The following is a 26502-nucleotide window of genomic DNA, read 5'->3' as shown; positions in this document are numbered from 1 at the left end:
GCGACGCGTGGCGAGGAGACGGCGATGTTCGGGGAGCCAGAGCGGGCCTTCGCCAGTTCGAGCTACGCGCGGCTGTTCGCCGCCAGCGACGCGCTGATCTTCGAGCTCGACCGCGAGGGTCGGTTCGCCGCGGCCAACCCCGCGACCGCGATGGCGCTGGGCCACGCGCCCGAGCAGCTGCTCGGCGCCCGCCTGATCGACCACGTCCACGCCGACGATCGCGGCGCGGTCGAGGTTGGTCTTTCGAACATGTTCGAGAAGCCAGGCGAAGTGCAGGCCCTGCGGACCCGCTTCGTCCACCGCGAGGGGCGGACGGTGACGCTGGCGTGGCAGGCGGTGGTCGACGCCGCGGCCGGGCGGGCCTGCGCGATGGCCTCGGACGCCGGCGGGCGCGAGCTGGCGGAGCGGGCCTTCGAGCGCGAGCACGCGGCCGCGGCCAGGGCGATCGCCGAGAGCGAGGCGCGGCTCGGGGCGCTCTGCGATCACATCCCGGCGATCGTCTACCTCAAGGACGAGGCCGGGGCGTACCTGTTCATCAACCGCTTCTTCGAGACGCTGCTCGGGCGCCGCCGCGAGGAGGTGCTCGGCCGCACCGACCGCGACGTGCTGCCGGCGGCGGCGATCGAGGCGTTCGCCCGCGGCGAGGCGCAGGTGCGCCAGCGCGGGGCGACGGTCGAGGTCGAGGAGGTGCTGCACGGCCTCGGCGACGGCGCGCGCACGTTCTACTCGGTGCGGTTCCCGCTGCGCGCGAGCGACGGAAAGATCGCGGCGATCTGCGGGGTGTCGACCGACATCACCGGGCGCAAGTCGGCCGAGGCGCAGCTGGTCGAGCTCAACGAGTCGCTCGAGCGCCGCGTCGCCGAGCGCACCGCGGCCGCGGAGGACGCGTCGCGGGCCAAGAGCGAGTTCCTGGCGCGCATGAGCCACGAGCTGCGCACGCCGCTCAACGCGATCCTCGGCTACAGCGAATTGCTCGAGGACGAGATGCGCGAGCGCGGCACCCAGACGTGGCTCGCCGACCTGCTGCGCATCCGCGCCGCCGGCAAGCACCTGCTCAGCCTGATCAACGACATCCTCGACATCTCGAAGATCGAGGCCGGCAAGATGCTGGTCCACATCGAGGAGTTCACGGTCGCGGGGATGATCGACGAGGTGGTGGCGACCAGCCGCCCGCTGATCGAGAAGAACCGCAACACGTTCCGCCTCGAGATCAGCCCCAGCGTCGGGTCGATGCGCTCCGACCCGCTGAAGATCCGGCAGTGCCTGTTGAACCTGCTGAGCAACGCCGGCAAGTTCACCACCGCCGGTCAGGTCGAGTTCAGCGTGGCGCGCCAGATCGTCAACGGCCGCGCGTGGATCCTGTTCCGCGTGTCCGACACCGGCATCGGCATCGCCCAGGAGAACATCGGCCAGCTGTTCCGCGAGTTCTACCAGGTCGACACGTCGTCGACGCGCCGCTACGGCGGCACCGGCCTCGGCCTGGTGATCACGCAGCGGCTGTGCCACATGCTCGGCGGCGACATCCGGGTCAGCAGCCGACCGGGGCAGGGCTCGACCTTCACGCTCGAGCTGCCGGCGGTCCACATCGAGGCCGGCGGCTCCGAGGTGGCGCTCGAGCTCGACGTGCTGAGCGAGAAGGACGTCGCCCGCGCCCGCGTGGCCGCGCGCGAGCTGTGCCAGAAGCTCGGCGCGCGCCCGCTGTCGCTGCAGAAGATCGCCACCATCATCAGCGAGCTCGCGCGCAACATGGTGCTCTACGCGGGCGGAGGAAAGGTCGTGGTCGGATCCGTGGGCGCCGAGCGCAAGTGCGTGTTCATCCGCGCCGTCGACGAGGGCTCCGGCATCGCCGATGTCGATGCGATCCTCGCCGGGCGCAAGGTCAGCCGCAACGGCCGCGGTCTCGGCCTCATCGGCACCAAACGTCTGGCCGACGGGTTCCGGCTCCACACCGGCCCCACTGGCACTTGGATCGAGGCGGAGGTCAACCTGTGACCGATCTGCGAGGCAAACCACCGGGCGCACCAGGAGGCCTGGACGACGCCGCGCTGCTGTCGGTGCTCGCGCGCTACGTCGGCACGGCGCGGGCACAGGGCATCCTGCTGCGCGCGCGCACCGAGCTGCGCGGGCGTCCGGCCAGCGACAGCCAGCTCATCACCCGCCTGGTCGAGGGCGTGCGCGGCTTCATCGGCGAGACCGAGTCGCGCAAGGTGTTCGCCGACCTGACGCGGGCCGCGTCGCCCAAGACCATCGAGGCGATCGAGATCGACGTGAAGATCGAGGCGGACATCGCCCGCGCCCGCCTGGCCGCGCGCGACATCTGCATGGCCCTCGGGACATCCGCGCTGATCCTGCAGAAGCTGGCGACGGTGGTCAGCGAGCTGGCGCGCAACCAGGTGCTCTACGCGGGCGGCGGCAAGCTGGTCATTCGGCCATGTCCCAACGGTCGCCGCTGCATGCACGTGGTCGGCAGCGACAAGGGCGGCGGCATCAAGAACCTGCCGGAGATCATGTCCGGCAAGTACAAGAGCCGCAGCGGGCTCGGGCTCGGGATCCTCGGGACCAAGCGGCTGTCGGACAAGTTCGAGATCGAGACCGGGCCCACGGGCACCCGGATCGAGGTCGAGGTGAACTACTGATGTGGCGGACCGCCTACCGGACGAGCCCGAAGACGGGCGAGCGCGAGAACGGCGACGCCGTGCTCGTCCGTCGCGGCCCCGAGGCGATCACGCTGGCCGTGATCGACGGCCTCGGCCACGGGCGCATGGCGGCGCAGGCCGCCCACGCGGCCGTCGAGTGCCTCAACCGCTTGCCGCTCACCGTCGACCTCGAGGAGGCGATGCGAGCGGTCCACGAGGCGCTCCGCGGCACCCGCGGCGCGGCGGCGGCGGTGTGCCAGCTCGGCGCGACGCCGACGACCTCGCCGGGCGCGGTGTCGTTCGTCTGCTGCGGGGTCGGCAACGTCGAGATCCGCTGCTTCGGGGCCAAGCTGCCCATCTTGCTCAGTCCCGGGGTGCTCGGCGCGCGCGTGCAGAGCTTCCGGATCTGCCGCGGCGAGCTGCCGTCGGGCGCGCGGCTGGTCATGTTCTCCGACGGCATCTCGCAGCGGGCTCCGCTCGACTCGCTGCGCCAACAAGACCCCGAATCCTTGTGCGACACCCTGATGCGCGAGCACCGCAAGCCGGACGACGACGCCAGTGTGCTCGTCTGCGACACCGAGGCATGAGGCCATGAAGACCTTCGAGAACCGCATCCCCGTCATTCAGCTCTGGCAGCGCATCGTCGTCCCCTTGCAGGGCGATGTGACCGACGAGACAGCCGCGTTCCTGGTCGACGACGTGCTGCGGACGATCCGCGACACCTCGGCGGCCGGGCTCGTCATCGACGTCACGGGCATGTGGACGATGGACAGCCACCTCTGCCACGTGATCGCCAACCTCGCCGCCGCGGCCCGGCTGATGGGCACGCCGACGGTCATCTGCGGCATGAGTGCGCCGATCGCCATGACGCTGCAGACGATGGGCGCCGACTTCCGCCTGGCCCAGACGGCGCTGACCCTCGAGGACGCGCTCGAGCGCCTCGGCGTCAGCGCGGTGGTCAGCGAGCTCGAGCCCGACGACGCGTTCGACGACGTGACGCCGGAGACGATCACCAGCACGGCGTCGTTCGCCAAGTCCGCCGAGTAAACCTCCCCACGCCTCCACCCCATGACCGCCCTCGACCCAGGCAAGCTCGTCATCGCCGGCGTCAGCCACGAGTGGGACCTCGTGCGCGGCGAGCTGCGGATCGGCGGCATACCGAGCGTGACGATGTTCCGCGACTCGTCGCTCGCGCGGCTGATGTCGGGGTTCTTGGCGATGGTCGGGCCGCGGCGGTTCGCGCTGGCGCTGCAGGCCGAGGGCGTGCGCAGCACCGACGGCGACTGGAAGGTCATCTCGGCCTTCCCGACCTTCGAGGAGGGCTTCGTCGAGCTGGCCAGGTACGCGGCGGTGTCGGGCTGGGGCGGCTGGGAGCTGGTCGACATCGACCGCGCGGCCAAGGTCGCGGTGTTCCGGGTGACGAACGGGTGGGAGAGCGTCCTGCTGCGCGACGGCAGCGCGTTCAACGGGGGTCTGGTCGCCGGCAAGCTGACGGGGCTGTGCCAGCGGCTGTTCGAGACGACCTGCTGGCCGCGGCAGACCGCCTTCGCCGCCGACGGCGACGCCTTCGACGAGTTCGTGATCGAGGCCTCGGACCGCTCGCTGGACGACGAGCTGCGCGAGCTGGCGGCGCTCGATCAGGCGACCGCGTCCGACCTGCAGCAGATGCTGGCGACGGTCCACGCCAGCGCGGCCGCCCGCGAGGCGGCGCTGGCCGAGCGCGACCGGATGGTCGCGGAGCTGCAGGAGAAGATCGACGTGATCGCCGAGCAGCGGCAGGCGATCCTCACCCTGTCGACGCCGATCATCGAGCTGTGGGACGAGGTCGTCGCCGTCCCGATCGTCGGCTCGATCGACGCCTCGCGCACGGCGCAGATGATGGAGCGGCTGCTCGAGGCGATCCTGCAGCGCCGGGCCCGCTGCGCCATCCTCGACCTCACCGGCGTCGAGACGATCGACACCGCCACCGCCGACAACTTCCTCCGCATCGTCCGCGCGGTGAAGCTGCTCGGCGCCCAGGGGATGATCGCCGGGATCGGCCCCAGCGTCGCCCAGACCCTGGTCGGTCTGGGCGTCGACTTGACGGCGATCCCCACTTTCTCCAACCTCCGCGAGGCCCTCAAGGCCCATATCGCCGCGCCGCGCCGCGCCGCGCCGCCGTCCGCGACTATGTCGAATGTTAAGGAGCTGAGCCGATGAGCGCAGAGCCACAGTCCAACGTTACGTCCTTCAAGGCGATGTTCGCCGGCCTCGCGGATTTCGCGGCGCTGGTCGAGCCGAGCGGGGCGGTGCTGCACGTCAATGCGTCGGGCCTGCGCCTGGTCGATCGGGCCACCGACGAGCTCCCGGGCCTCTCGGTCGACCAGCTGAGCCCGCACGCGGCCCAGCTGATCGGCGAGTGGATCCCGGCCGCCATCGCCGCGGGCCAGTGGGAGGGCGAGGCCGAGCTGCGACGCGCCGACGGCTCGCCGGTGCCGGTGCAGCTGACGATCGCCCCGATCCGCGACGGCGGCCGCGTCAGCGCGGCCGCCATCGTCGCCCGCGACCTCAGCGAGGGGATGCGCCTCGAGGAGGAGCTGCAGCGGCGGTTCTTGCAGCAAGAGGCGATCACGGCCGCGACCTCGACCCCGATCATTCAGGTGTGGGACGACATCGTCACCATGCCGGTGGTCGGCCTGGTCGACAGCGTCCGCGCGGCCGACATGAAGAACACGCTGCTCGAGGCGGTGTCCCGCACCGGGGCCCGCTTCGCCATCGTCGACCTCACCGGCGTCGACACCGTCGACACCGCGACCGCCGACCACCTGCTCCGCGTGATGCGGGCGGTCCGCCTGCTCGGGGCCCGCTGCGTCATCACCGGCATCCAGCCCGCGGTCGCCCAGATCATCGTCGGCCTCGGGCTCGAGCTGCAGGGCGTGGTCACCCTCCGCAGCCTCCGCGAGGGCCTGCGCTTCTGCCTGCGCCGCCTCGGCTTCCGCGTCACCCGCGAGGAGCAGGTCCTCGACCTCGCCGCCATCGCGGCGTCCTGAGCCCCCGCCCGGGGCCCCCTGACGAGCGCGCGGCGGTCTCCCGTCGCGCGCTCGGTCGTTCTTCAGCCGGGCGTGGGGCGGGCGGACGGCGGCGTGATGGCCCTCCGGACATGCCCTTCAAGGCATGGCTGGAAGGACAGGTGGAGCGGCCCGTGCCGGGTCGGGCGTCCGGGTCGCGAGTCGCCGCGACGGCTGATCGCTGGCTCTCGGGACATGCTCGAGAAGGCATGTCCCGGAGGACAGGACGCGAGCGCGGCTCACGGCCGGCTCGGGCGCACGAGGTAGCGGGTGGCGACGATGCGCTTGCCCTTCGGCAGGACCTCCTGGACCAGGCGGTCGCTGAGCCGCAGCGCCGCGCCGAGGCCGCTGCCAAGGCCGCGCCGGCGCATCCGCTCCTCCGGCGGGATCGGTCCGTTCGCGGTGTGACCGTCGAGGAGCGCCGTCTCGAGGTCGGCGATCGGCGGGCTGCCGTCGATCGCGGCGACCACCAGCGCGGGGCCGTGCGGACCGTTCGTCATCGCCAGCTCGATCTCTCCGCCGCCCGCGTGGCGCACCAGGTTCCACGCCAGCTCCGAGGTGACGAGCGCGACCTCCTGAGCCGCCAGCCGCAGAAACCCCTCCTGCAGCGCGAGGCGTTCGGCAGCCACGCGGGCGCCGATCACATCGGCCTCGGTAGTCACGCGGTAACGACCCACGACTGCGATGGTATCACCGTTCCCCTGCGTTGACAGGATCGTTCGCGCGTGGCCTGCTGGTGTCATGAGCGGAGCTCGCGGCATATGGGTGGCGGTGTCGGTGTGCCTGGCGTGCGGCGGCGCTGGCGGCGGCACTGCGGGCCCGGACGCGGACAGCGATACAGGTGTCCCGAGCGGGGGCGGCGAGGTTTGCGAGGGCGAGGTCCACACCGGCGAGGCGACCTATTACGCGGCCGATGGCAGCGGCAATTGCAGCTTCGACGCGGACCCCGGCGACGCGATGGTGGCGGCGATGAACATCGTCGATTACGCGGGCTCGGCGGTGTGCGGCGCGTGTGTCGCGATCGACGGACCGGACGGATCGATCATTGTCCGCATTGTGGACAGTTGTCCGGGATGTCCGCAGGGCGACATCGATCTGAGCGAAGGTGCATTCCCGATGATCGCGGCCAAGGAGCTCGGCCGCGTGCCGATCTCCTGGCGCTACGTGTCGTGCGCGACCAGCGGCCCCATCGTCTACCACTTCAAGGATGGCAGCAGCGAGTGGTGGACGGCGGTGCAGATCCGCGGGCACAAAAACCCGATCGCGTCGCTCGAGTACAGGGACGACGGCGGCCAGTGGCAGGCGGTGCCGCGCGTCGACTACAACTATTTCGTCGCCGAGCAGGGCATGGGCCCCGGGCCGTACGCGTTCCGCGTCATCGACACTGCCGGCAATGTCCTCGAGGACAGGGACGTCCCGCTCGTCGAGGCGGGCGACGCGCCGGGCGCCGGCCAGTTCCCGGCCTGCGAGTGAGCGGGTCATGGCTGTCCGGAGAGACAGGTGATTGTCGCCGGCGGCGAGCGCTCAGGGGGTCGCGGCGGGGGCGGCGGGGCGCTTGCGGCCGAGCCGGGCGATGCAGTACTGCAGCGCGTCGCGCAGCTTGGCGTGGACGCCGACGCGGGTGAGGTCGACGCCGAGCGAGACGATCGTCTGCGCGATCATCGGGTGGATGCCGGTCAGGATGCCCTCGGCGCCGAGCAGGCGGATCGCCTGGATCATGCCGATCAGGTGGCTGGCGGTGCCGGTGTCGACGACCTCGACGCCGGTGAGGTCGAGGATGGCGAAGCGGGCCCGCGTGCGCGCGACCGTCTGCAGCAGGTTGTCCATGATCTCGGCGGTGCGCACGCTGTCGATCAGGCCGACGATCGGCAGGGTGATCACGCCGTCCCAGACCTCGATGATCGGGGTCGAGAGCTCGCGGATGACCTCCTGCTGCTTCTCGATCAGGTCGAGCTTGGCCCGCAGCTCGACCTCGTTGCGCTTGGTGTCGCTGACGTCGAGGGAGATGCCGACCAGGGCGACGGCGGGCGAGTTCTTGACCGGGATGTACCAGTGCATCCAGTGGACGCCGTAGGTCTCGGACTGGACGCCGAGCACCGGCTCGCCGGCCAGCGCGGTCCGCACCTCGGCGTGGCCGGTCTCGTTGGCGTAGACCTCGAACATGTTGGCGCCGACGAACTGGTGCGCCTGGAGGCCCGCGTCCCGCATCGCCTTGCCGTCCTGGAACAGGAACACCCCGTCGCGGTCGAGCGCCCACGCGCTGATGTCGAGGGTGTCGAGCAGCGTGGTGAGGATGGTGTGGCCGAGCTCGCCGCGGCGAGCCGCGGCCACCCGGGCGGTGACGTCGTGCCCGTAGATCGCGGCGCCGGTGACCCGCCCGTCGCCGTCGCGGAACACCTGCGCCCACGCCTCGAACATCAGCTCGCGCCCGGGCAGGACGACCGCGCGGACCTGCGGCGTCTCGCCCTCGGGCGTCAGCGCGGCGCTCCACGCTGAGGGATCGCCGGAGATCGGCGCGACCTCGGCGAGCGGCTTGCCCTGGGCCTCCGCCGCGCCGACGCCGAACACCTGCTCGGCCCGGCGGTTCCAGCCGGTGACGCGGAGCTCCGCGTCCAACTCGATGACGACGTGGGGGGCCGTGCTGCTGCGTTCGTCCATGCGTCCGCGAGGGTACCCAGTTCGTGGGGGGGAAAGCACGCATCCGCGAAGGCGGGCAGCTCGAAGCCGCACATGTCGGTATGGCACCTGGCGATCGGGACATGCCCGCAAAGACAGTCGGCGAGGCGCGCGCCGCGTCGGCGTCAGCCGGCCGGCGGCGCGAGGGTGATGACGCTGTAGGCGATCGCGGCGGCGCCGCCGGAGTTGCGGTAGCCGTGGGGCTGATCGCCGCGGAACACCACGACGTCGCCGGGTCCCAGCTTCCACACCCGGCCCGACTCGCTGAGCTCGATCTCGCCGCGCTCGCAGGTGAGGTACTCGCGTGTGCCCGGAGTGTGCGGGATGCCCGACATGCTGGCGCCCGCGGGCAATTCCATGCGCTCGATCTCGAGGCCGACGATCGGCTCCGGGAGCAGACGGCGCACGCGGACCTTCCCGCGCTGGCGGGTCGGCAAGCTCGCGGCGGCGTAGAACTTCGAGGTCGTGCGCGGGGGGCTGATCAGCTCCTCGAGCGAGACCTGCAGCGCGGCGGCGACCTTGATCAGGACCGACAGCGTCGGGTTGGCGGCGCCGCTCTCGAGGTTGGCCCAGGTCGGTCGCGGCACGCCGGCGACCTTGGCGATCTGCTGCTGCGTCAGGCCGCGGGCCTCGCGGAGCTGACGGACGTTGTTGCCGAGGTAGACGGGGACGGTCTCGTCGTCCATGCCGGCGATGGTGACCGGGGCCGGCCGGTCGGCGCAATAACCCCGTGACAACGAAATAGCAGCGCGGTTGGTAAACGGGCGGGGCGGCTCCAGCCTGAGGACAGACCCAAAAGGAGCTGCTCACATGACCACGAAGCAAGATTTTGCCGGCACTGTCGCGCTCGTCACCGGGGCGAGCCGCGGCCTCGGTCTCGCGCTCGCGCGCGAGCTCGGGCGGCGAGGGGCCCGGGTGGGGCTGGTCGCCCGCGAGGCGGCGGCGCTGACGGCCGCGGTGGCCCGCCTGCGCGAGGAGGACGTCGTCGCCGAGGCGATCGTCGGCGACGTCGGCGACAAGCGGGCGGTCCACCCGATCGCCCACCAGGCGGCGGCGCTGCTCGGGCCGGTCGACCTGCTGATCCACAACGCCAGCACGCTCGGGCCGACCCCGCTGCGTCTGCTGCTCGACACCGAGTGCGAGGACTTCGAGCGCGCGCTGCAGGTCAACCTGCTCGGGCCGTTCCGCCTCAGCAAGGTGATCGCCGGGGCCATGGCGCTGCGCGGGCGCGGCACGATCGTCCACGTCTCGTCCGACGCCGCCGTCGAGGCCTACCCGCGCTGGGGCGCCTACGGGGCGTCCAAGGCGGCGCTCGACCACCTCAGCCGGACCTGGGCGGCCGAGCTCGAGGGCACCGGGGTGCGCGTGCTGGCCGTCGACCCGGGGGAGATGGACACGCAGATGCACGCCGACGCGATCCCCGAGGCCGACCGCGCCAGCCTGGCCGACCCGGCCGACGTCGCGCGGGCGATCGCGGCGATCGTGCAGGACCCGGCGGCGCGCTCGGGCGACCGCGTGCGCGCCGAGGCGTGGCAGGAGGGCCGGCGATGAGACCCGCGACCGCACCCCGCGACGACCGGGCCGGGGCCCGGCTGCTCCTCCTCGACCCGCGCACCGGCGCCCGCGCCGACGCGCGCGTGCGCGACCTGCCGCGCTGGCTCGCCCCCGGCGACCTGCTGATCGTCAACGACGCCGCGACCCTGCCGGCGTCGCTGCCGGCCCGAGTATGGCGGAAAAACCATGTCTCTCAGGACATGTCATCCGAAGATGTCGAGGTCCGGCTGACCGGCGCCGGCGAGGCGACCTGGCGGGTCGCGCTGCTCGGCGCCGGCGACTGGCGCACCCCGACCGAGCGGCGGGCCCCGCCGCCGGCGCTGCAGGTCGGCGACCGGCTGGTGTTCGGCGCGGCGCTCGCGGCCGAGGTGGTGCACGTGTCGCCGATCTCGCCGCGGCTGTGCGAGCTCCGCTTCGACCGCGAGGGCGCGGCGCTGTGGGGCGCGCTGTACCGCCTGGGCCGGCCGGTCCAGTACGCCTACGTATCCGAGCCGCTGGCGCTGTGGTCGGTGCAGACCGTGTTCGCGGCGCGGCCGTGGGCGGCGGAGATGCCGTCGGCGGGCCGGCCGTTCGACTGGGAGACGCTGCTGGCGCTGCGCCGCGCGGGCGTCGAGATCGCGGCGGTGACCCACGCGGCCGGCCTGTCGTCGGTCGGCGACCCCGACCTCGACGCGGCGCTGCCCCTGCCCGAGCGCTTCGACGTCCCGGCGGCCACGGTCGCCGCGATCGCCCGCGCCCGCGCCCGCGGCGGGCGGGTGATCGCGGTCGGCACCACGGTGGTGCGCGCGCTCGAGGGCAACGCCCGCCGCTTCGGCGAGCTGCGGGCCGGCAGCGGCGAGACCGACCTGGTCCTCGGGCCAGGTTTCGTCCCGCGCGTGGTCGACGGCGTCGTCACCGGGATGCACGGCCCGGGCGAGAGCCACTTCGAGCTGCTGCGGGCGTTCGCCGGCGAGGCCGCGCTGCGGGCCGCGTTCGAGCACGCGACCGCGGCCGGCTACCTGGCCCACGAGTTCGGCGACGCGGCGCTGATCGTGCCCGGGCTGGCGCCGGCGAGCGCGCGGGCGGCGTGACGATCGTATCTGTCCGTGAGGACAGCTCGCCCCCGCGGCCGGCGGCGAGCCGAGCGACGCGGGGAGACCTGTCCGCGAGGACAGCTCGCCTCCGGGGCGACCGGCGCGGCCCACGGGTCCGAGAGGACAGGTCGATCGCGGCGCGTGCCTAGGCGCGGAGGTTTGACGACCCCAGGCGTCGTCCTCGCGAGGGTCCGCTAGAACATGTTCTTGAGGACAGCCCGTCACGTCCGCGTCGCACGCCCGTGGCTGCAGCGGGCGGGATGGGGCAGGGGGTTGACGGGCTGGCGTCGAGGCGGTAGGCAGGAGCGAACTCGCGCACGGAGCACGAAGATGACACTGCGAACCGGATACCCCGACGGGGCCCCCTGCTGGGCCGATCTCAACACCCCCGACCTCGACGGCGCCAGGCGCTTCTACAGCGGCGTGTTCGGCTGGACCTTCGACGAGCCGGTGGCCGAGTTCGGCCACTACACGACCGCCCGGCTCGGCGGCCGCAGCGTGGTCGGCATGGCGCCGAAGATGCCCGACCAGCAGGACCTGCCGTCGGCGTGGAGCGTGTACCTGAAGACGTCCGACGTCGACGCGACGGTGCGCCGGCTCGAAGACGCGGGCGGCAAGGTGATGGTGCCGCCGATGGAGATCCCCGGCCAGGGCCGCATGGCGTTCGGGTTCGACGCGAGCGGCGCGGCGTTCGGGCTGTGGGAGCCGGCCGCGCACACCGGCGCGCAGGCGTTCGACGAGCCCGGGGCGATGTGCTGGCACGAGGTCAACACGCGCGGCAGCGGCAAGACCGACGCGTTCTACCGCAGCCTGTTCCCCTACGAGCAGCAGCAGATCGGCGACGGCGAGAAGTTCGACTACGTCGTCTACCACCTCGGCGGCGCGGCCGTCGGCGGCCGCATGCAGATGACCGCCGAGTGGGGCGACATCCCGGCCCACTGGATGACCTACTTCCGCGTCGAGGACGCCGAGGCCGGCGCCGCTCGCGTGCGCGAGCACGGCGGCAAGGTCATGCACGGCCCGTTCGACTCGCCGCATGGCCGCATCGCCGTGGTCTCCGACCCCTACGGCGCGATCTTCTCGATCATCGGCCCGGCCCCGGCCGCCGCGTCCTGAGGCCCTACGGCCGCACGTTCGCCTCTGCGGGCGCGCGGCCCGGCGTGAAGCTGGCGCTTCGGACATGCCTTTACAGGCATGTCCTTGAAGACATATCTTCATCCTCCGGCGGCCGCTCGCCGCCGGGCGGGACTTGCCGGCGTACGAGCGAGCGGCGCGCTCACTCGTAGTCGTAGATCGTCGGCATCGACTCGGGGAACGCGGCCGGCTCGACCGGGCCGTGGCCGAACAGCGCCGTGAGCCGGGCGCAGCGCGCGGGCTGGACGGCGGGGTCGCAGCGCTCGTACTCGCGTCGCACGTCGGCGAACGCGACCGCCTCGAAGTCGGGGAACCGCAGGGCGTCGGAGACGAAGGCCTGCGGGTACTCCGGCGCGGGCGCCTCGCTGCCGTGGCAGATGCCGCAGCCGGTGCCGTCCTCGCCGTCGAACACGCGGGTGAACGGCGCGTCGTCGGGGATCGCGTCGGCGAGGGGGAACGCGATCTCGCCCTTGATCGATCGCGTGGGCGCGACGAGCTCGCCGAACTCGAGCAGGTCGAAGCCGTGACCGTCGACCGCGACCGACATGACGAGCTCGCCCGCGAACAGGAACAGCCGCGGGCTGCTCTCGCCGACCGCCGGCTGGAGGCTGATCACGCTTTTGGTGGCCGCGAGCGCCAGCGGCCGCTCGAGCCGCTCGAGGAAGCAGTCGAGGGTGAGCGGCTGCGGCAGCGCGTTGATGAAGGCGACCGCCTCGCCGATCGTGCGCGGGGACGCGGTGAGGCTCGTCGGCTCCGCGCACGCGGTCGCCGGCGGCAGCGGCTCGCCGGTGGTGGGCCCGGTCGCGCCGGTCGTGTCGCTCGTCGACGGCTCGCCGCTCGAGCTGCCCGGCTGGGTGGCCCCCGGTTCCGGCGCGCCCCCGGGGCACCCTGCTGCCAGCGCGAGCAGACCGCCCCCGATCGCGCGCGACCACGCCCAGCTCCCTCGCGTCCCGTTCTGCCCCGCCACGTCGGCGGTCACCTTACCGCGCGAGCGCCACCGGCTCAATCCGCCGCGACCGGACGCCGCGCCGGCCCGTGTCCCCATCGCGGCTCGCTCCGTGCGCAGGGACCACCGCCGCCCTCGCGCCCGCGCGCTCCGCGGAGTACGCGAAGTCGCTGTCCTGCATCTTCGAGCGCGCCTCGAGGTCGCGGTCCGAGAGCTCACCTCACGTCACCCGGCGGAAAGGCCCGCGGTCCGCTCGGCTGTCTGAAAGGACAGCTCACCGGAGCGCCGGCCGCGGGGCGGTCGCCCGCGATCCTCGCGGCCTGCGCGGTTCGCTCGGATGTCTGAAAGGACAGCTCACCGGAGCGCCGACCCCGGAGCGGCCGGGTTCGCGCGCTGCCGGCAGCACGCGCCGTGCGGTCCGCCCGGATGTCTGAAAGGACAGCTCACCGGGGCGCCGGTCTTCGGGGCGGCTGCGCGCCCGTGGACGGCCGCGCCGGGTCTGCACCGCGCGCTCGGGTCATGCTTCAAGGAGCATGCTCGATCGGGCATGTCTTCTCGGGCACGTCAGGATTCTCGGCGGCGAGCTCGTCGACCAGGCGGCAGGCGCGGACGAAGTCGACGCGCTTGTGGAACTCGATGTCGGGCCAGGTCGCGGCGACCGGGCCTTTTTTGCACACGTGCAGGCAGCCGAGCACCGCCACGCGCACGCGGGCGCCGCTCGCGGTCGCGTAGGCGCGGGTCTGCTCGGCGAGCTGGCGCGAGACCTCGCGCCGGGCGCACGACTTGCCGACGCAGATCACCAGCGCGGGGGCGTCGTCGATCTCGCGCTTGTGCAGGCTCTTGCGGAGCTTTCGCTTCTTGCCCATAGGTCCGTCCACGCCGCGAGGCGCGAAGGGAGTCTAGCGCGGCCGGGGCGAGCGGCGTCGCGGACGGCCCCGGCGCACGAACTCGGCCGCCCGCGCGCGGTCGGGCTCGCCGGGGGCGAGGCGGCGCAAGCCACGACGGCGCCTAGGCGAGCCCGGCCAGCTTGTCGGGGTTGCGCATGACGTAGATGCCGGTCACGGCGCCGTGCTCGTCGTAGGCGAACGAGACCGCCGCGATGGTCGTGCCGTCCTGGGCCCGCAGGACCACCGCCCGCGCGCCGTTGAGATCGGAGGCCTCCCACACGAGGGGGCCCCAGAAGCGGCGCAGGATGTCCTGCACGAACGCGAGCACGACCTCCTTGCCGCGCAGGGTCTCGCGCAGGGCCGGGACCTTGCCGCCGCTGTCGGCCCGCAGCTCGACGTCGCTGGCGAGCAGCGCGGCGAGCCGGCCGGTGTGGCCGCCGACGATCGCCGCCTCGAAGGCGGCGAGCAGCTCCTCCTGCCGGTCGCGCGGGGTGACGTGGCGGACCCGGGCCTGCTCGACGTGACCGCGGGCCCGCGAGACCAGCTTGCGGCAGTTGACCTCGTCCATCTGCAGGGTGCGCGCGGTCTCGGCGTACGAGACGTCGAACACCTCGTGCAGCAGATAGGCGGCGCGCTCCTTCGGCGTCAGCCGCTCGAGCACCAGCAAGAAGGCGGTGGTCAGCGACGACGCCAGGGAGACGCCGTCCTCGTTCCCCGTCGTCGGCAGCGGCTCGGGCAGCCAGTCGCCGACGTACTCGACGCGCGACTTGTGGGCCGCGCGCATCATGTCGATGCAGCGCCGCGTGCACACGGTGGTCAGCCAGCCGCCCGGGTTCTCGACGGCGTCCGGGGCCGAGGCGCGCCACTTGAGCCAGGTGTCCTGGACGGCGTCTTCGGCGTCGGCGCGCGAGCCGAGCAGCCGGTAGGCGAGGCCCAGCAGCATCGGCCGGGCCGCGGCGAACACGTGGTCGTCGTCGTCGAGGCGCGTCATGTCAGTGGGTCGAGACCTGCAGGCGGTTGAAGAAATTGATGATGCCGACCGTGGCCGTCAGCGCGGCGATGTGCTCGTCGCTGAAGTGCCGGCGCAGGCGGGCCCGCAGCGGGCCGTAGTCGGCCTTGCGGTCGAGCACGGTGAGCGCCTCGGTCCACGCCAGGGCGGCCTTCTCGCGCTCGCTGAAGACGCCGACGTGCTCCCAGACGACGAGGCGGTCGAGCCGGTCCTGGGTCTCGCCGTGCGCCCGCGCCTCGCGGAGGTGCATCTCGAGGCACTTGACGCAGCCGTTGATCTGCGAGGCCCGGGTGAGCACGAGGTGGTAGATCGTACGATCGAGGCCGAGGGTGTCGACCGCGCGGGCCAGGTCGACCGCGAATTTGATGACGCCGGAGAGGTGCTGCTCGAGTTGGATGGGCTGGGTGTCGCTCATGGTGTTTCGCTTCCTTCGCAGGGATGTCGAGCGAGCCGCCCGGGTTGTGACACGCGCCGAAATAATTTTAAAAGCGCGCGAGCGCGCACTGCGGAGTGTGCGCGCGCGGCGCCGGCTCGTCTGTCTTGAGCGACATGTCTCGAAAGACAGCCGAGTCATCTGTCTCTCAAGACATGTCCTTCGAGTCACGAGGACATGTCGTGCAAGACTTGTAAGCGGGCTTACGCGCCGATCTGCAGCGAGCGGGCGTTTGCGAGCGCGGCGCCGCGTGCTAGGTTTTCGCCATGGGTCTGACCTTCCCCAACGAATCGGCGGAGTACCGGGCGGCGCGCGAGCGCCTGCTGGCGCGGGAGATCGAGCTGCGGCGGCTCACCGAGGCGGTGGCGCGCGAGCGGCGGGCGCTGCCGCCGGGCGGCGCGGTGCCGGAGGACTACGTGTTCGAGGTCGCGGTCGACGGGGCGACGAAGCAAGTGCGGCTGTCGCAGCTGTTCGCGCCCGGCAAGGACACGCTGGCGATCTACAGCTACATGTTCGGGCCGGAGCGCGAGCGGCCGTGCAACATGTGCACGCCGCTGCTCGACGGGCTGAACGCGGCCGAGCCGAACATCCGCCAGCGCCTCTCGCTGGTGGTGGTGGCCGAGTCGCCGGCGACGCGGCTGGCGGCGTTCGCCGCCGAGCGCGGGTGGCGGAACCTGCGGCTGGTGTCGGCCGCCGGCAATCACTACAACCGCGACTACCACGGCAAGGACGCCCACGGCGACACGACGATGCTCAACGTGTTCCGCCGCGAGGGCGCGACGCTCCGCCACTTCTGGGGCACCGAGATGGCGCACACCGAGGGCGACCCCGGGCAGGACCACCGCGGGCTCGACCCGCTCAGCCCGATCTTCGCGATGTTCGACCTCACGCCCGAAGGTCGCGGCGACTTCTATACGAAGCTGTCGTATCCGTGACCGCGTGGTGGCGAGCGCGCGCCTCGTGGCCCCCTGGGCGCCGCTTGCCGCGCCCGCGCGCGCGCTGCTATCGTCGCCGCGTGCCGCCAGCCCGCGCGACGTGGATGATCGGGCCCGTGTGGGACGTCGCCGCGCTGGCGTTCGGCTGGCTGCCGTTCTACCTGTGGCTGGTCGTCGGCCTCGGCCTCGGCGCGCAGGCGTTCGGCGCCGCGCCGCTGACGAAGGGCGAGCTCGAGGCGGCGACGGCGGCCGCGGTGCTGGCGGCGCTGGCGATCAGCTACGTGCATCGCCACTACACCTTCGTGGTCGTGTACGGCGACCGCGAGGTGTTCTCGCAGCGGGCCCGCGCGTACTGGCTGGCGCCGGCGCTGATCGTCGCGATCCTGGCGCTCGCCAAGGCGACCGCGAGCCTGTCGCCGGCGACGGTGGCGGGCATCAAGCTGTCTCCGTGGCAGATCGCGCTGTTCGTGACCGGGGCGTGGAACATCTGGCACACGCTGCAGCAGCGCTACGGGCTCCTGCGGATCTACGCCGGCAAGCTCGGCGGCGGCACCGAGCGGCCCGAGCAGGCGCGGCGCGACCGGGCGCTGATCTGGCTGGCGACGGCGAGCGTGGCGGTGGCCCTGCCGCTGCTGCGGCCGCAATTGCTCGCGGGTCACGTCAACGCGCGCAAGGCCGCTCGCGTGCTGGCGCCGCTGGCCGAGGCGTGGTGGGCGTGGGCGCTGCTGGCCGCGGTGATCGGCGCGTTCGCGTGGGTGCTGCTGAGCTGGCTGCGGCACGAGCTGCGGGCCCCGGCGACCCCCGGCCAGCGGGCGCCGCGGCTGGCGATGATGGGCTCGACGCTGCTGCTGTTCGCGGTGTTCCTGGTCCACGGGCCGGTGGTCGGCTACCTGTGCTTCGGGACAGCTCACGCGGTCGAGTACATGGCGTTCGTCCACCACTACGGGACGAAGAAGTACGGCCGCGGCGATCGCCGCGGCGCGGCGGCGGCGGTGCTCGCGGACGCCCGCCTGGCGGTGCCGGCGCTGGCCGGCGGGCTCCTGCTGGTGTTCTGGCTGATCCACGAGCAGCGCCGCACCGACCTCTACCTGATCTACTACACCGCGACGTCGTGGCTGCACTTCCTGTACGACGGGTGGATCTGGAAGGTGCGCCGGCCCGAGCTGGCCCGCACGCTCGAGCTCGGGGCCCGGACTCAAGCTGGCGCTTGAGACATGTCCTGATGGACATGAACAAAAGCGCCGGCGGGCCAGGCCCGTCGGCGCGGTCGTGCGGGCGCGCAGGCGCGGGGCTCAGGCGCGGTGCTCGACGTGGTGCGGGGCCGGGATCGGCAGGCCGCCGGTGACCTCGCCGATGGCCCGCTGGGTGTCGTCGATGACCTGGCCGAAGTGGAGGTTGTTGCAGAACGGCCGGACGTAGAGGAGGGTGCCGGCGGCGTTGAACTCGAGGATGCCGATCTGCGGGGCCGGCGCCTGGGCGACGTTGGGGATCTTCTGGATCCGCGCGGCCAGGGCGGCGACGATCTGGTGGGGGTCGACGCCGTGGGCGAGTTGCGCCCGCAGGTCGAGGCGGCGCGCCGGGTTGGCCGAGTAATTGACGATGTTGTCGGAGAACAGCTTGTTGTTGCCGATGAACACCCGCACGTTGTCGCCGGTGTCGATGGTGGTGGCGAACAGGCCGATCTCGCGGACGTCGCCGGTCACGCCGGCGCCGCTGATGGCGTCGCCGACCTTGAACGGGCGCAGGACGACGAGGAAGATGCCGGCGGCGAAGTTGGCCAAGAGGCCCGACCAGGCCATACCGATGGCGACGCCGGCGGCGGCGAGGATGGCGGCGAACGACGTCGACTCGACGCCGAACAGGCCGAGGATGGCGACCAGCAGGACGATCTTCAGCAGGACGCTGAGGGCCGAGTTGACGTAGTTGCTGAACGTCGGGTCGATGCCGCGGGCCGTCATGGCGCTGCGCACGATCCGGCCGGCGCCCGAGATCACGATCCCGCCGACGATCCAGAGGACGATCGCGCCGGCCGCCTTCCACAGGAACGGGAGCACGTACTGCTGCATGACGGCCGAGACGTCGGGGAGGTATTCTGCTGCGACGAGCATGGGTCTCCTGAGTGCGAGGGGGTACAGTCCGTGCCAAGGTTCGTCGGTTCGCCGCCCCGGCGCAATCACGGCCGAATGCCCGCTGCAAAGGCGGAAAAATGCGTGTGGGCGCCCGGGCGGGCGCCCACACCGGCCTGAATTTCCCGCGCGTGCCGGCGGCGCGAGGGGGTGCCCTTCGGCCGGCGGCGCGAGCCTGCGCGACGGCTCCCCCTTCACTGCGTTCCGCCGCGAGATCGCCGGGCCCGCGGGGCGGGGGAATGCTTCGAGCTGACCCGAAGTTCAGGTGCCGATCGCGCGCGCCAGCACGACCAGCGCCGGCACGCACACCAGCAGGACGACGACGGTCGAGACCAGGCCGAAGCGCAGGTACTCGAAGAAGCCGAGCTCGTGGGCGCCGGCGGCCTTCTCGGCGACGATGATGTTGGCGACCGAGCCGATGAGGGTGAGGTTGCCGGCGACGGTGGTGACGAAGCCGAGCAGCACCCAGGCGAAGGTCGAGCCGTCGGCGGCCACGTGCGGCGCGGCCAGCAGCACCATCGGCACGTTGGAGACGAGGTTCGAGCCGAGCAGGTAGAGCAGCGACAGCGCCGACACGCCGGCGACGCCGTCGTGGCCGAGCCGGGGCCCGAGCGCGGCCCAGGCGGCGTCGACGAGGCCGGTGGTCTCGAGGCCGGCGACGACCACGAACAGCGCGGCGAAGAACACCAGCAAGGTCCAGTCGACGCGGGCGAAGATCGCCTGCGGGTCCTCGCGCTCGATCAGCACCAGCGCGACCACCCCGCCGAGCGCGGCGTAGCCGAGGTGGGCGCCGGCGAAGAAGGCGACGACGACCCCGACGACGACGACGACCACGCGCGCGAGGCGGGCGCGATCGAAGCTGGTCGAAGGGACAGGCGCGAGCGGGCCGCCGCCGAGGTCGCGGCGGTAGTAGAGCAGGAGCAGGCCGATGTTGATGGCGAGCGCGAGCGCGGCCGCGGGGGCGGCCAGGGCCGAGAAGCCGGCGAACGACAGGCCGCTGAGCCCGCCGACGATCATGTTCTGCGGGTTGCCGACGAGGGTGGCGGCGCTGCCGAGGTTGGCGCTGGTGGCGGTGGCGATGAGATAGGGGCCGAGCGGCAACCTGGCCTTTTGGCAAGCCACGACCACGAGCGGGGTCAAGAACACGCACACCGCGTCGTTGACGAACAGGGCGCTCATGGCCCCGGCCAGCGCGGCGACGGCGACGAGCAGGCCGACGGGGGTGCGCGCGCGGGCGATCGCGCGGGCGGCCGCCCACTCGAAGAAGCCGGCCCGCTCGACGTAGGCGACCAGCGCCATCATCGCGAACAGCAGCAGGATGGTGTCGCCGTCGATCGCGGCGTAGCTGTCGGCCGGCCGCAACGCGCCGACCGCCACCATGAGGAAGGCGCCGAGCAGCGCGCCCGCGGGCCGACCGATCGGGAGCACGCGCAGGCGCCGGGCCGCGATCAGGACGTAGGTGAAGGCGAAGACGGCGACGACGACCGCGGTCACGCGCGGCGAGGGTCGCACGGGCAGGCGCGCTCGTCGAGCGACCGCGGGGTCGGCGAGGGCGCCGGCGACGTGACTGTCAGGAGAAGGCGAGGCACGAGCGCTCGCGCGACCGCGAGCCCGGCATGGACGGGCGCGATGCGGGCGCGTCCACGTGGCGTGCGGTGTGTGTGGGGTCGTAGGCGGAGGCGTTCCTCGCGGTCGCGAGTGCGGTCGGGGCGATGCGGGCGTGCAGGCGAGGCGGGGCGACGCGTGCGGGGTCGCAGGTGGAGGCGTTCGTCGCGGTCGCGAGAGCGGCGCGGGGCGATGCGGGCGCGCGCAGGCGAGGCGGGGCGACGCGTGCCGGGTCGCAGGTGGAGGCGTTCGTGGCGGTCGCGAGAGCGGCGCGGGGCGATGCACGCGCACGCGGACGAGTCCGCCGCTCTCACCCGCGGCGCCCCGAGCCGGCGTCAGTCCGGCGGCGGCTGGCCCTTGAGCTCGGCCTTGATCGCGCGGCGGCGGCGGGCGTCGTCGGCGAGCTTGCGCTGCCACTGGGCGATCCGCGGCGCCACCAGCTCGTTGGTCTTGTTCAGCTTCTCGAGCATCGGCGCGGTCAGGCCCTTGCCGGCGTGCAGGGCGGCGTAGAACTCGTCGAACACCGCGGCGATCTCGGGCTCGACGCTGTCGGACGGCGGGCGGTGCTGCGTGCGGTGCTCGGGCTTGACGGCGGCCAGCGCGGCCTCGGGGTCGCCCTTGCCGATCCACTTGAGGACGTCGCGCACGACCCGCTGCGGCTCGGCGAGCAGGCCCTCGTAGGACTGCACGTGGACCGGGTAGCGGCGGATGGCGATGTCGCGGACCAGGGCGAAATTCTCGGCCCACCACTCGAGCGCGCCGGGCATGCGCAGCGGCACGAGGTCGTCCTTGCCCTCCTTGCGGCGGGCGTCGTCCTCCATCGCGTAGAGCCGGCGGATCGACGACTCGTACTCGCGCCACTCGCGGACGGTGGCGATGACCTTGGTGACGAAGGCGCGGTCGCTGCGGACCAGGCCGGGGATGAACACCTTGACCGCGTGGTGCTGGACCTGCTCGGGGAACAGGTAGGCGCCGGTCTTCGGGTGCGGGTTGGTCTTGTAGTAGATGCCGCGGCGCAGGTGCGACTCGTAGAAGCCGTCGGGGTTGGCGGCCTTGATGGTCTGCTCCCAGCGGCCGCTGAACTGCTCGCCGATGTACGAGAAGCCGGCGCCGATCAGGATCTGCATCCACATCGAGGTGCCGGAGCGCTTGGTGCCCGTGACGATGATCATGCGAACAGGACCTCCAGGGTCGCGTGCAGGGGGGCGGCGGTCAAGCCGGCCAGGCCAGCCCGGCGACCAGCGCGGCCAGGCGCGTGAGGTGCTCGGCGTCGCGGTCGTCGAAGTTGGCGGGGCGATCGCTGTCGAGGTCGATGACGCCGAGCAACCGCTCGCCGCGGACGATCGGCACCACGACCTCGCTGCGCGAGTCGGCGTCGCAGGCGATGTGGCCGGGGAAGGCGTCGACGGCGGGGACCACCAGCGCCTCGCGCCGGGCCGCCGCGGCGCCGCACACGCCCTTGCCGGGGCCGATCCGGGTGCACGCGAGCTTGCCCTGAAATGGCCCGAGGACCAGGTCGTCGCCGACCTGCCGGTAAAACCCCGCCCACGACACGCCCGGCAGCTGCTTCAGGCAGGCGGCGAGGTTGGCGAGGTTGGCCACCAGGTCCGGCTCGCCCTCGACGAGCGCCTGCGCGGTCGCCAGCAGCTCGGTGTAGATCTCGGCCCTGTCCGCGCCCGCAGGGAGGTGGAATGTGTGCATCGCGGCGACGCTATCACGCCCGCGAGCAGCCAGCCGGCGGCTCGCGGCGACGCGAGGGTCACGGCGCGGGCCGCGAAGGCCGTGCATGGGCTCGGCGGGCGAGCGGCGTTCGTGGGGGGAAGGGAGGACAAGTGAGCCAGCGCGCGCCTTCGCGCGGCAGATGCCACGCGACGATTTGATATCTTCCGCCCGCTCATGACTGCCTCGACCCGCAAGCGCGACCCCTTCCACGCCAAGGACACGATGACCACGCCGATGGGCCCGCGCGCCGTCTACCGGCTCGACCGGCTGCGCGAGCTCGGCCCGGTCGACACGCTGCCCTACTGCATCAAGGTCCTGCTCGAGGCGTGCCTGCGCAACGTCGACGACTTCATCGTCACCCAGGATCACGTCAAGGCGCTGGCGGCGTACGACCCGAAGAACGTCGGCGAGGTCGAGATCCCGTTCATGCCGGGCCGCGTGGTCCTGCAGGACTTCACGGGCGTGCCGGCGGTGGTCGACCTGGCGGCGATGCGCGAGGCGATCGTCAAGCTGACCGGCGACGTGAGCAGCGCCGAGAAAGTCAACCCGCTGGTGCCGTGCGACCTGGTGATCGACCACTCGGTGCAGGTCGACGCGTTCGGCACGCCGCAGGCGCTGCGGATCAACTCCAAGCTGGAGTTCGAGCGCAACCTCGAGCGCTACCAGTTCCTCAAGTGGGGCCAGCGCGCGTTCAACAACTTCCGCGTGGTCCCGCCGGCGACCGGCATCGTCCACCAGGTCAACCTCGAGTACCTGGCGACGGTGGTGTGGGACGGCGCGGGCGAGCAGGCCGGCGCGATCTACCCCGACTCGCTGGTCGGCACCGACAGCCACACGACGATGATCAACGGGCTCGGGATCGTCGGCTGGGGCGTCGGCGGCATCGAGGCCGAGGCCGTCATGCTCGGCCAGCCGATCTACATGCTCATCCCCGAGGTCGTCGGCGTGCGCCTGTCGGGCAAGCTGGCCGAGGGCTGCACCGCGACCGACCTGGTGCTGCGCGTGACCGAGCTCTTGCGCAAGCGCGGCGTGGTCGGCAAGTTCGTCGAGTTCTTCGGGCCGGGCCTGTCGCACATGCCGGTGTCGACGCGGGCGACGATCGCCAACATGGCGCCCGAGTACGGCGCGACGATCGGCTTCTTCCCGGTCGACGAGCACACGATCCAGTACCTGCGCCTGTCGGGCCGCGACGCCGGGCTTTTGCAGCTCGTCGAGGAGTACTCGAAGCTGCAGGGCCTGTGGCGCGACGACGACCGCGAGGTCCGCTACACCGAGGTGCTCGAGCTCGACCTCGGCACCGTCGAGCCGTCGCTGGCCGGGCCCAAGCGCCCGCAGGACCGCATCGCACTCGGGTCGATGCAGAAGCAGTGGCGCTCCGACCTGCACGGCAAGACGTTCGCCCGGCCGGAGGACGCGCCCACCCAGGCGGTCGAGCTCGACGGGCAGAAGTTCGAGCTCAAGGACGGCGCGGTGGTGGTCGCGGCGATCACGAGCTGCACCAACACCTCGAACCCCGAGGTGATGATCGCGGCCGGCCTGGTCGCGCGCAAGGCGGCCGCCCGCGGGCTCACGCGCAAGCCGTGGGTCAAGACGTCGATGGCGCCGGGCTCGAAGGTGGTGACCGAGTACTTCCGCGCCGCCGACCTGTGGAAGGACCTCGACGCGCTCGGCTTCAACCTGGTCGGCTACGGCTGCACGACCTGCATCGGCAACTCGGGCCCGCTGCCCGAGCCGATCTCGCAGGCGATCCAGCAGGGCGACCTGGTGGCGACCTCGGTGCTGTCGGGCAACCGCAACTTCGAGGGCCGCATCAACCCCGACGTCAAGGCCAACTACCTCGCCTCGCCGCCGCTGGTGGTCGCCTACGCGATCGCCGGCACCGTCGACATCGACCTGCAGAACGACCCGATCGCGACCGACGACGAGGGCAAGCCGGTCTACCTGCGCGACCTCTGGCCGAGCCAGGCCGAGGTGCAGGAGCTCATCGACAGGTGCGTCACCCGCGAGCAGTACATCGTGCAGTACGCCGACGTGTTCAAGGGCTCGGAGGAGTGGCAGGCGATCGCCGACGTGCAGAGCCAGCTCTACGCGTGGGACGAGAGCAGCACGTACATCCAGAACCCGCCGTTCTTCGCCGAGCTCACCCCCGAGGTGCGGCCGATCCGCGCGATCCAGGGCGCCCGCGTCCTCGCGGCCATGGGCGACTCGGTGACCACCGACCACATCTCGCCCGCGGGCTCGATCAAGCGCGACTCGCCGGCCGGCAAGTTCCTGATCTCGCGCGGCGTGACGCCGGAGATGTTCAACCAGTACGGGGCGCGCCGCGGCAACGACCGGGTGATGACCCGCGGCACGTTCGCCAACACGCGGATCCGCAACGCCCTGGTCGAGCTGCAGGTGCCGGGCGGCAAGGAGGGCGGCTACACCGTCGACTTCCTCGACAATCAGGTCAAGTTCATCTACGACGCGGCGGTCCACTACCAGCAGGCCGGCGTGCCGCTGGTGGTGCTCGCGGGCAAGGACTACGGCATGGGCAGCTCGCGCGACTGGGCGGCCAAGGGCACGTTCCTGCTCGGGGTGAAGGCGGTGATCGCCGAGAGCTTCGAGCGCATCCACCGCTCGAACCTGGTCGGGATGGGGGTGCTGCCGCTGCAGTTCAAGGCCGGCGAGTCGCGGACGGGGCTCGGCCTGCGCGGCGACGAGGTGTTCGACATCGCCGTCGACGACGACGTGCGGCCGCTGCAGGAAGTGCGGGTCACCGCCCGGAACGCCGCTTCGGGGGCCGTGGTGCGCGAATTCACCGCGGTCGCCCGGCTCGATACCCCGGTCGAGGTCGAGTACTACCGCAACGGCGGGATCCTCCACACCGTGCTGCGCAAGATGGCGGGCTGAGGCGCGGGGGCCTAAGCTCGGGATCGCGGTGCCGATGGACGACGACGACGAGCTGCCCCCGCTCTACACGCGGCGCGCCGCGTGGTTCCACCTGCTGACCGCCCCCGCCGACTACGCCAGTGAGGCCGCCGAGCTGGTCCGCATCATCCGCGAGGCCGGCTCGGGGCCGCTGGCGACGCTGCTCGAGCTCGGCGCCGGCGGCGGCAACATGGCCTCGCACTACAAGCGCGACGTCGCGGCCACGCTGGTCGACCTGTCGCCGTCGATGCTGGCGCTGTCGCGCACGATCAACCCCGAGTGCGAGCACCTGGTCGGCGACATGCGCACGCTCCGGCTCGGCCGCAGCTTCGACGCCGTGCTGGTCCACGACGCGGTGATGTACATGACCAGCGCCGAGGCCCTGCGCGCGGTCATGCAGACGGCGCTGGCCCACCTGCGCCCCGGCGGCGTGGCCGTGTTCGCGCCCGACTGCACCCGCGAGACCTTCGTCCCGGGCACCGCCCACGGCGGCGACGACGACGGCGAGCGCGGCCTCCGCTACCTCGAGTGGACCTTCGACCCGGACCCCGACGACTCGACCTACACCGTCGACTTCGCGCTGCTGCTCCGCGACGGCGACGAGGTGGTGTGCGAGCACGAGCGCCACACCTACGGGCTGTTCACCTGCGGCGAGTGGCAGGGCATGCTCGAAGAGACAGGTTTCAAGGCGCAGGCGCGGGAGACCGAGCTCGGGCCGCTGTTCGTCGCGGTCCGGCCGCGCGGGTGAGCGCGGGCGGGGCTGCCCGATGGGACATGCCCCCCAGGACAGTTCAGGGCGGGGCGCCGAGGCGCGCGGCGTAAGCGGCGAGGGTGGCCTGCATGTCGGCGACCGCCGAGGCGCCGTCGACCGCCAGCGAGCGCACCAGCAGGCTGGCCGGCAGCGCGTCGGTCTCGGCGGGCAGCGCCTGCGTCGCGGCCACGGCGGTGAGGTCGTCGCCGGCGGCCGCGGCCGCGGCGACGCGCTCGCCGAGGTACCAGCGGGCCATCGCCAGCTCGCGCTCGGGGCCGACCCACGCGCTCGACCAGCGGGCGACCACGCCGGGCTCGGCGATGTCGCTCGCCTGGCCGGCGCCGCTGCGCAGGGCGGCCTCGGCGAGCCGCAGCGAGCACACGGCCTCGCGCGCGAGGATCGGCAGGACCTCCTCGCGGCGCGGGGCGAAGGCCATGAAGGCCGGGCCGGCGGGCAGGTTGCGGGCCTCGGCGACCTGCAGCGCGTCGTGGGCGATGGCGAAGCCGACGGCGCCGGCGAGCAGCGGGCCGCGGCTGCGCAGGTAGGCGCCGAGGCGCAGCGCCGCCGCGAACGCGGGGTCGGCGTCGTCGCGGCCGTGGCGGAAGGCGAGGCGGGCCAGGCGGAACATCTCGACCGTGCGCGGCGCCCCGGCCGAGAGGTCGGCCGGGTCGACGATGCAGAGCTCGTCGCCGAGCCCGCCGGCCTGGCCCCACGCGGCCAGCGCGGCGAGGGCCTGCTGCGTCGCCGGGTCGGCGGCGGGCTCGGGCGGCCGCGTCGGGTCCCACGCCTCGTCGCCCGCCCCGGCCCGCCGCAGCGGCTCCAGGGCGGCGTAAAGCCCGTCGATCGGCGCGTTCGCCTGGCGCGTCTCGGCGGCCCACGCCTCGACGCGGCTCCACGTGCCGGCGATCTGCTCGGGCGCGGCCGACGGCGGGGCCAGCCACGGCCGCGCGTAGAACCACCCGGCCGCGGCCAGCGCGAGCAGCACGAGCAGCAGCGCGGCGAGGCCCCGGAGCAGCGCGGACACGGCCGGACGATCCCACGCGCGTCGCCGGGGGTCA

26 protein-coding genes are annotated in these 26502 nt (G+C 72.6%); 14 read left to right on the top strand and 12 right to left on the bottom strand.

Annotated features, from left to right (window positions below; translation table 11 throughout):
* The first annotated feature begins 24 nt into the window (after positions 1 to 24).
* Genes NAEX_RS05280 through NAEX_RS49670 form a run of 6 tightly spaced genes read left to right on the top strand, consistent with a single transcriptional unit; the run spans position 25 to position 5665 of the window.
* Positions 25 to 1992, top strand: coding sequence for an ATP-binding protein (locus tag NAEX_RS05280; protein WP_170135478.1), 1968 nt, complete (start codon positions 25 to 27; stop codon positions 1990 to 1992).
* Positions 1989 to 2636, top strand: coding sequence for an ATP-binding protein (locus tag NAEX_RS49680; protein ID WP_170135477.1), 648 nt, complete (start codon positions 1989 to 1991; stop codon positions 2634 to 2636). Before NAEX_RS05280 ends, NAEX_RS49680 begins: the two co-directional genes overlap by 4 nt.
* Positions 2636 to 3223 (top strand): SpoIIE family protein phosphatase, encoded by a 588-nt coding sequence (locus tag NAEX_RS49675; RefSeq protein ID WP_170135476.1) that lies wholly within the window; start codon positions 2636 to 2638, stop codon positions 3221 to 3223. Before NAEX_RS49680 ends, NAEX_RS49675 begins: the two co-directional genes overlap by 1 nt.
* A 4-nt stretch (positions 3224 to 3227) precedes the next feature.
* Positions 3228 to 3683 (top strand): STAS domain-containing protein, encoded by a 456-nt coding sequence (locus tag NAEX_RS05270; protein WP_096326429.1) that lies wholly within the window; start codon positions 3228 to 3230, stop codon positions 3681 to 3683.
* A gap of 21 nt (positions 3684 to 3704) precedes the next feature.
* Complete coding sequence (locus NAEX_RS05265; RefSeq protein ID WP_096326428.1) at positions 3705 to 4835, top strand: STAS domain-containing protein; 1131 nt, start codon at positions 3705 to 3707, stop codon at positions 4833 to 4835.
* Positions 4832 to 5665 (top strand): STAS domain-containing protein, encoded by an 834-nt coding sequence (locus NAEX_RS49670; RefSeq protein ID WP_096326427.1) that lies wholly within the window; start codon positions 4832 to 4834, stop codon positions 5663 to 5665. Before NAEX_RS05265 ends, NAEX_RS49670 begins: the two co-directional genes overlap by 4 nt.
* 257 nt (positions 5666 to 5922) lie before the next feature.
* Here the strand turns inward: NAEX_RS49670 and NAEX_RS05255 are convergent, their stop codons facing one another.
* Positions 5923 to 6360, bottom strand: a complete 438-nt coding sequence (locus NAEX_RS05255; protein ID WP_143140767.1) for an ATP-binding protein — start codon at positions 6358 to 6360, stop codon at positions 5923 to 5925.
* Positions 6361 to 6424: 64 nt separating this feature from the next.
* Here NAEX_RS05255 and NAEX_RS05250 point away from each other — a divergent pair, with 64 nt between their 5' ends.
* Complete coding sequence (locus NAEX_RS05250; protein ID WP_096326425.1) at positions 6425 to 7156, top strand: expansin EXLX1 family cellulose-binding protein; 732 nt, start codon at positions 6425 to 6427, stop codon at positions 7154 to 7156.
* A 51-nt stretch (positions 7157 to 7207) separates the two neighbouring features.
* On the opposite strand, the gene NAEX_RS05245 is transcribed toward NAEX_RS05250, so the two are convergent.
* Both NAEX_RS05245 and NAEX_RS05240 read right to left on the bottom strand, forming a co-directional pair.
* Positions 7208 to 8341 carry a PAS domain-containing protein gene (locus NAEX_RS05245; RefSeq protein ID WP_096326424.1) on the bottom strand — a complete coding sequence of 378 codons (1134 nt, stop codon included), beginning with the start codon at positions 8339 to 8341 and terminating at the stop codon, positions 7208 to 7210.
* Between the two features lie 143 nt (positions 8342 to 8484).
* Entirely contained in the window at positions 8485 to 9045 is a 561-nt protein-coding gene (locus tag NAEX_RS05240; RefSeq protein ID WP_096326423.1) for a helix-turn-helix domain-containing protein, read from the bottom strand.
* 124 nt (positions 9046 to 9169) lie between these two features.
* Between NAEX_RS05240 and NAEX_RS05235 the strand changes: the two genes are divergently transcribed.
* The 3 genes from NAEX_RS05235 to NAEX_RS05225 all read left to right on the top strand — a co-directional run bounded on the left by NAEX_RS05235 (position 9170) and on the right by NAEX_RS05225 (position 12102).
* Entirely contained in the window at positions 9170 to 9910 is a 741-nt protein-coding gene (locus NAEX_RS05235) for an SDR family NAD(P)-dependent oxidoreductase (protein ID WP_096326422.1), read from the top strand.
* The gene (locus NAEX_RS05230; protein ID WP_096326421.1) at positions 9907 to 10983 is read left to right on the top strand and encodes an S-adenosylmethionine:tRNA ribosyltransferase-isomerase; all 1077 of its coding nucleotides are present in this window, start codon (positions 9907 to 9909) and stop codon (positions 10981 to 10983) included. Before NAEX_RS05235 ends, NAEX_RS05230 begins: the two co-directional genes overlap by 4 nt.
* 333 nt (positions 10984 to 11316) lie before the next feature.
* Positions 11317 to 12102: a VOC family protein gene (locus NAEX_RS05225; RefSeq protein WP_170135475.1), complete on the top strand. Its 786-nt coding sequence runs from the start codon at positions 11317 to 11319 to the stop codon at positions 12100 to 12102.
* A 160-nt stretch (positions 12103 to 12262) separates the two neighbouring features.
* Here NAEX_RS05225 and NAEX_RS05220 read toward each other — a convergent pair whose 3' ends face one another.
* From NAEX_RS05220 to NAEX_RS05205, 4 genes are all read right to left on the bottom strand, one after another.
* A complete protein-coding gene (locus tag NAEX_RS05220) occupies positions 12263 to 13087 on the bottom strand; it encodes a hypothetical protein (protein ID WP_143825519.1) in 825 nt (274 codons plus the stop codon).
* Between the two features lie 503 nt (positions 13088 to 13590).
* Positions 13591 to 13932, bottom strand: coding sequence for a (2Fe-2S) ferredoxin domain-containing protein (locus NAEX_RS05215; RefSeq protein WP_096326418.1), 342 nt, complete (start codon positions 13930 to 13932; stop codon positions 13591 to 13593).
* Positions 13933 to 14074: 142 nt separating this feature from the next.
* Positions 14075 to 14944 (bottom strand): RNA polymerase sigma factor SigJ, encoded by an 870-nt coding sequence (gene sigJ, locus NAEX_RS05210; RefSeq protein ID WP_096326417.1) that lies wholly within the window; start codon positions 14942 to 14944, stop codon positions 14075 to 14077.
* Between the two features lies 1 nt (position 14945).
* Positions 14946 to 15377: a carboxymuconolactone decarboxylase family protein gene (locus NAEX_RS05205; protein ID WP_096326416.1), complete on the bottom strand. Its 432-nt coding sequence runs from the start codon at positions 15375 to 15377 to the stop codon at positions 14946 to 14948.
* 284 nt (positions 15378 to 15661) lie between these two features.
* Between NAEX_RS05205 and NAEX_RS05200 the strand changes: the two genes are divergently transcribed.
* Positions 15662 to 16330 (top strand): DUF899 family protein, encoded by a 669-nt coding sequence (locus NAEX_RS05200; protein ID WP_096326415.1) that lies wholly within the window; start codon positions 15662 to 15664, stop codon positions 16328 to 16330.
* Positions 16331 to 16410: 80 nt separating this feature from the next.
* Positions 16411 to 17541, top strand: coding sequence for a hypothetical protein (locus NAEX_RS05195; protein WP_143140768.1), 1131 nt, complete (start codon positions 16411 to 16413; stop codon positions 17539 to 17541).
* A gap of 81 nt (positions 17542 to 17622) precedes the next feature.
* Here the strand turns inward: NAEX_RS05195 and NAEX_RS05190 are convergent, their stop codons facing one another.
* The 4 genes from NAEX_RS05190 to NAEX_RS05180 form a co-directional block, all read right to left on the bottom strand.
* Positions 17623 to 18438 carry a mechanosensitive ion channel family protein gene (locus tag NAEX_RS05190; protein ID WP_245913614.1) on the bottom strand — a complete coding sequence of 272 codons (816 nt, stop codon included), beginning with the start codon at positions 18436 to 18438 and terminating at the stop codon, positions 17623 to 17625.
* Between the two features lie 279 nt (positions 18439 to 18717).
* Positions 18718 to 19950 carry an SLC13 family permease gene (locus NAEX_RS49665; protein WP_170135474.1) on the bottom strand — a complete coding sequence of 411 codons (1233 nt, stop codon included), beginning with the start codon at positions 19948 to 19950 and terminating at the stop codon, positions 18718 to 18720.
* A gap of 446 nt (positions 19951 to 20396) precedes the next feature.
* Positions 20397 to 21233 (bottom strand): hypothetical protein, encoded by an 837-nt coding sequence (locus NAEX_RS49660; RefSeq protein ID WP_170135473.1) that lies wholly within the window; start codon positions 21231 to 21233, stop codon positions 20397 to 20399.
* A gap of 40 nt (positions 21234 to 21273) precedes the next feature.
* Positions 21274 to 21762 (bottom strand): GAF domain-containing protein, encoded by a 489-nt coding sequence (locus NAEX_RS05180; RefSeq protein WP_096326413.1) that lies wholly within the window; start codon positions 21760 to 21762, stop codon positions 21274 to 21276.
* Between the two features lie 195 nt (positions 21763 to 21957).
* On the opposite strand from NAEX_RS05180, the gene acnA reads away from it, so the two are divergent.
* Positions 21958 to 24675: an aconitate hydratase AcnA gene (gene acnA, locus NAEX_RS05175; RefSeq protein WP_096326412.1), complete on the top strand. Its 2718-nt coding sequence runs from the start codon at positions 21958 to 21960 to the stop codon at positions 24673 to 24675.
* Between the two features lie 34 nt (positions 24676 to 24709).
* Positions 24710 to 25441 carry a class I SAM-dependent DNA methyltransferase gene (locus tag NAEX_RS05170; RefSeq protein ID WP_096326411.1) on the top strand — a complete coding sequence of 244 codons (732 nt, stop codon included), beginning with the start codon at positions 24710 to 24712 and terminating at the stop codon, positions 25439 to 25441.
* A 43-nt stretch (positions 25442 to 25484) separates the two neighbouring features.
* Here NAEX_RS05170 and NAEX_RS05165 read toward each other — a convergent pair whose 3' ends face one another.
* Positions 25485 to 26468 carry a hypothetical protein gene (locus NAEX_RS05165; protein WP_096326410.1) on the bottom strand — a complete coding sequence of 328 codons (984 nt, stop codon included), beginning with the start codon at positions 26466 to 26468 and terminating at the stop codon, positions 25485 to 25487.
* Positions 26469 to 26502 lie beyond the last annotated feature (34 nt).

The organism is Nannocystis exedens (genome assembly GCF_002343915.1).
GTDB classification, from domain to species: domain Bacteria; phylum Myxococcota_A; class Polyangia; order Nannocystales; family Nannocystaceae; genus Nannocystis; species Nannocystis exedens.
Note: the sequence above shows the minus strand (reverse complement) of the source record. Positions and strands in the feature narration are given on the sequence as shown.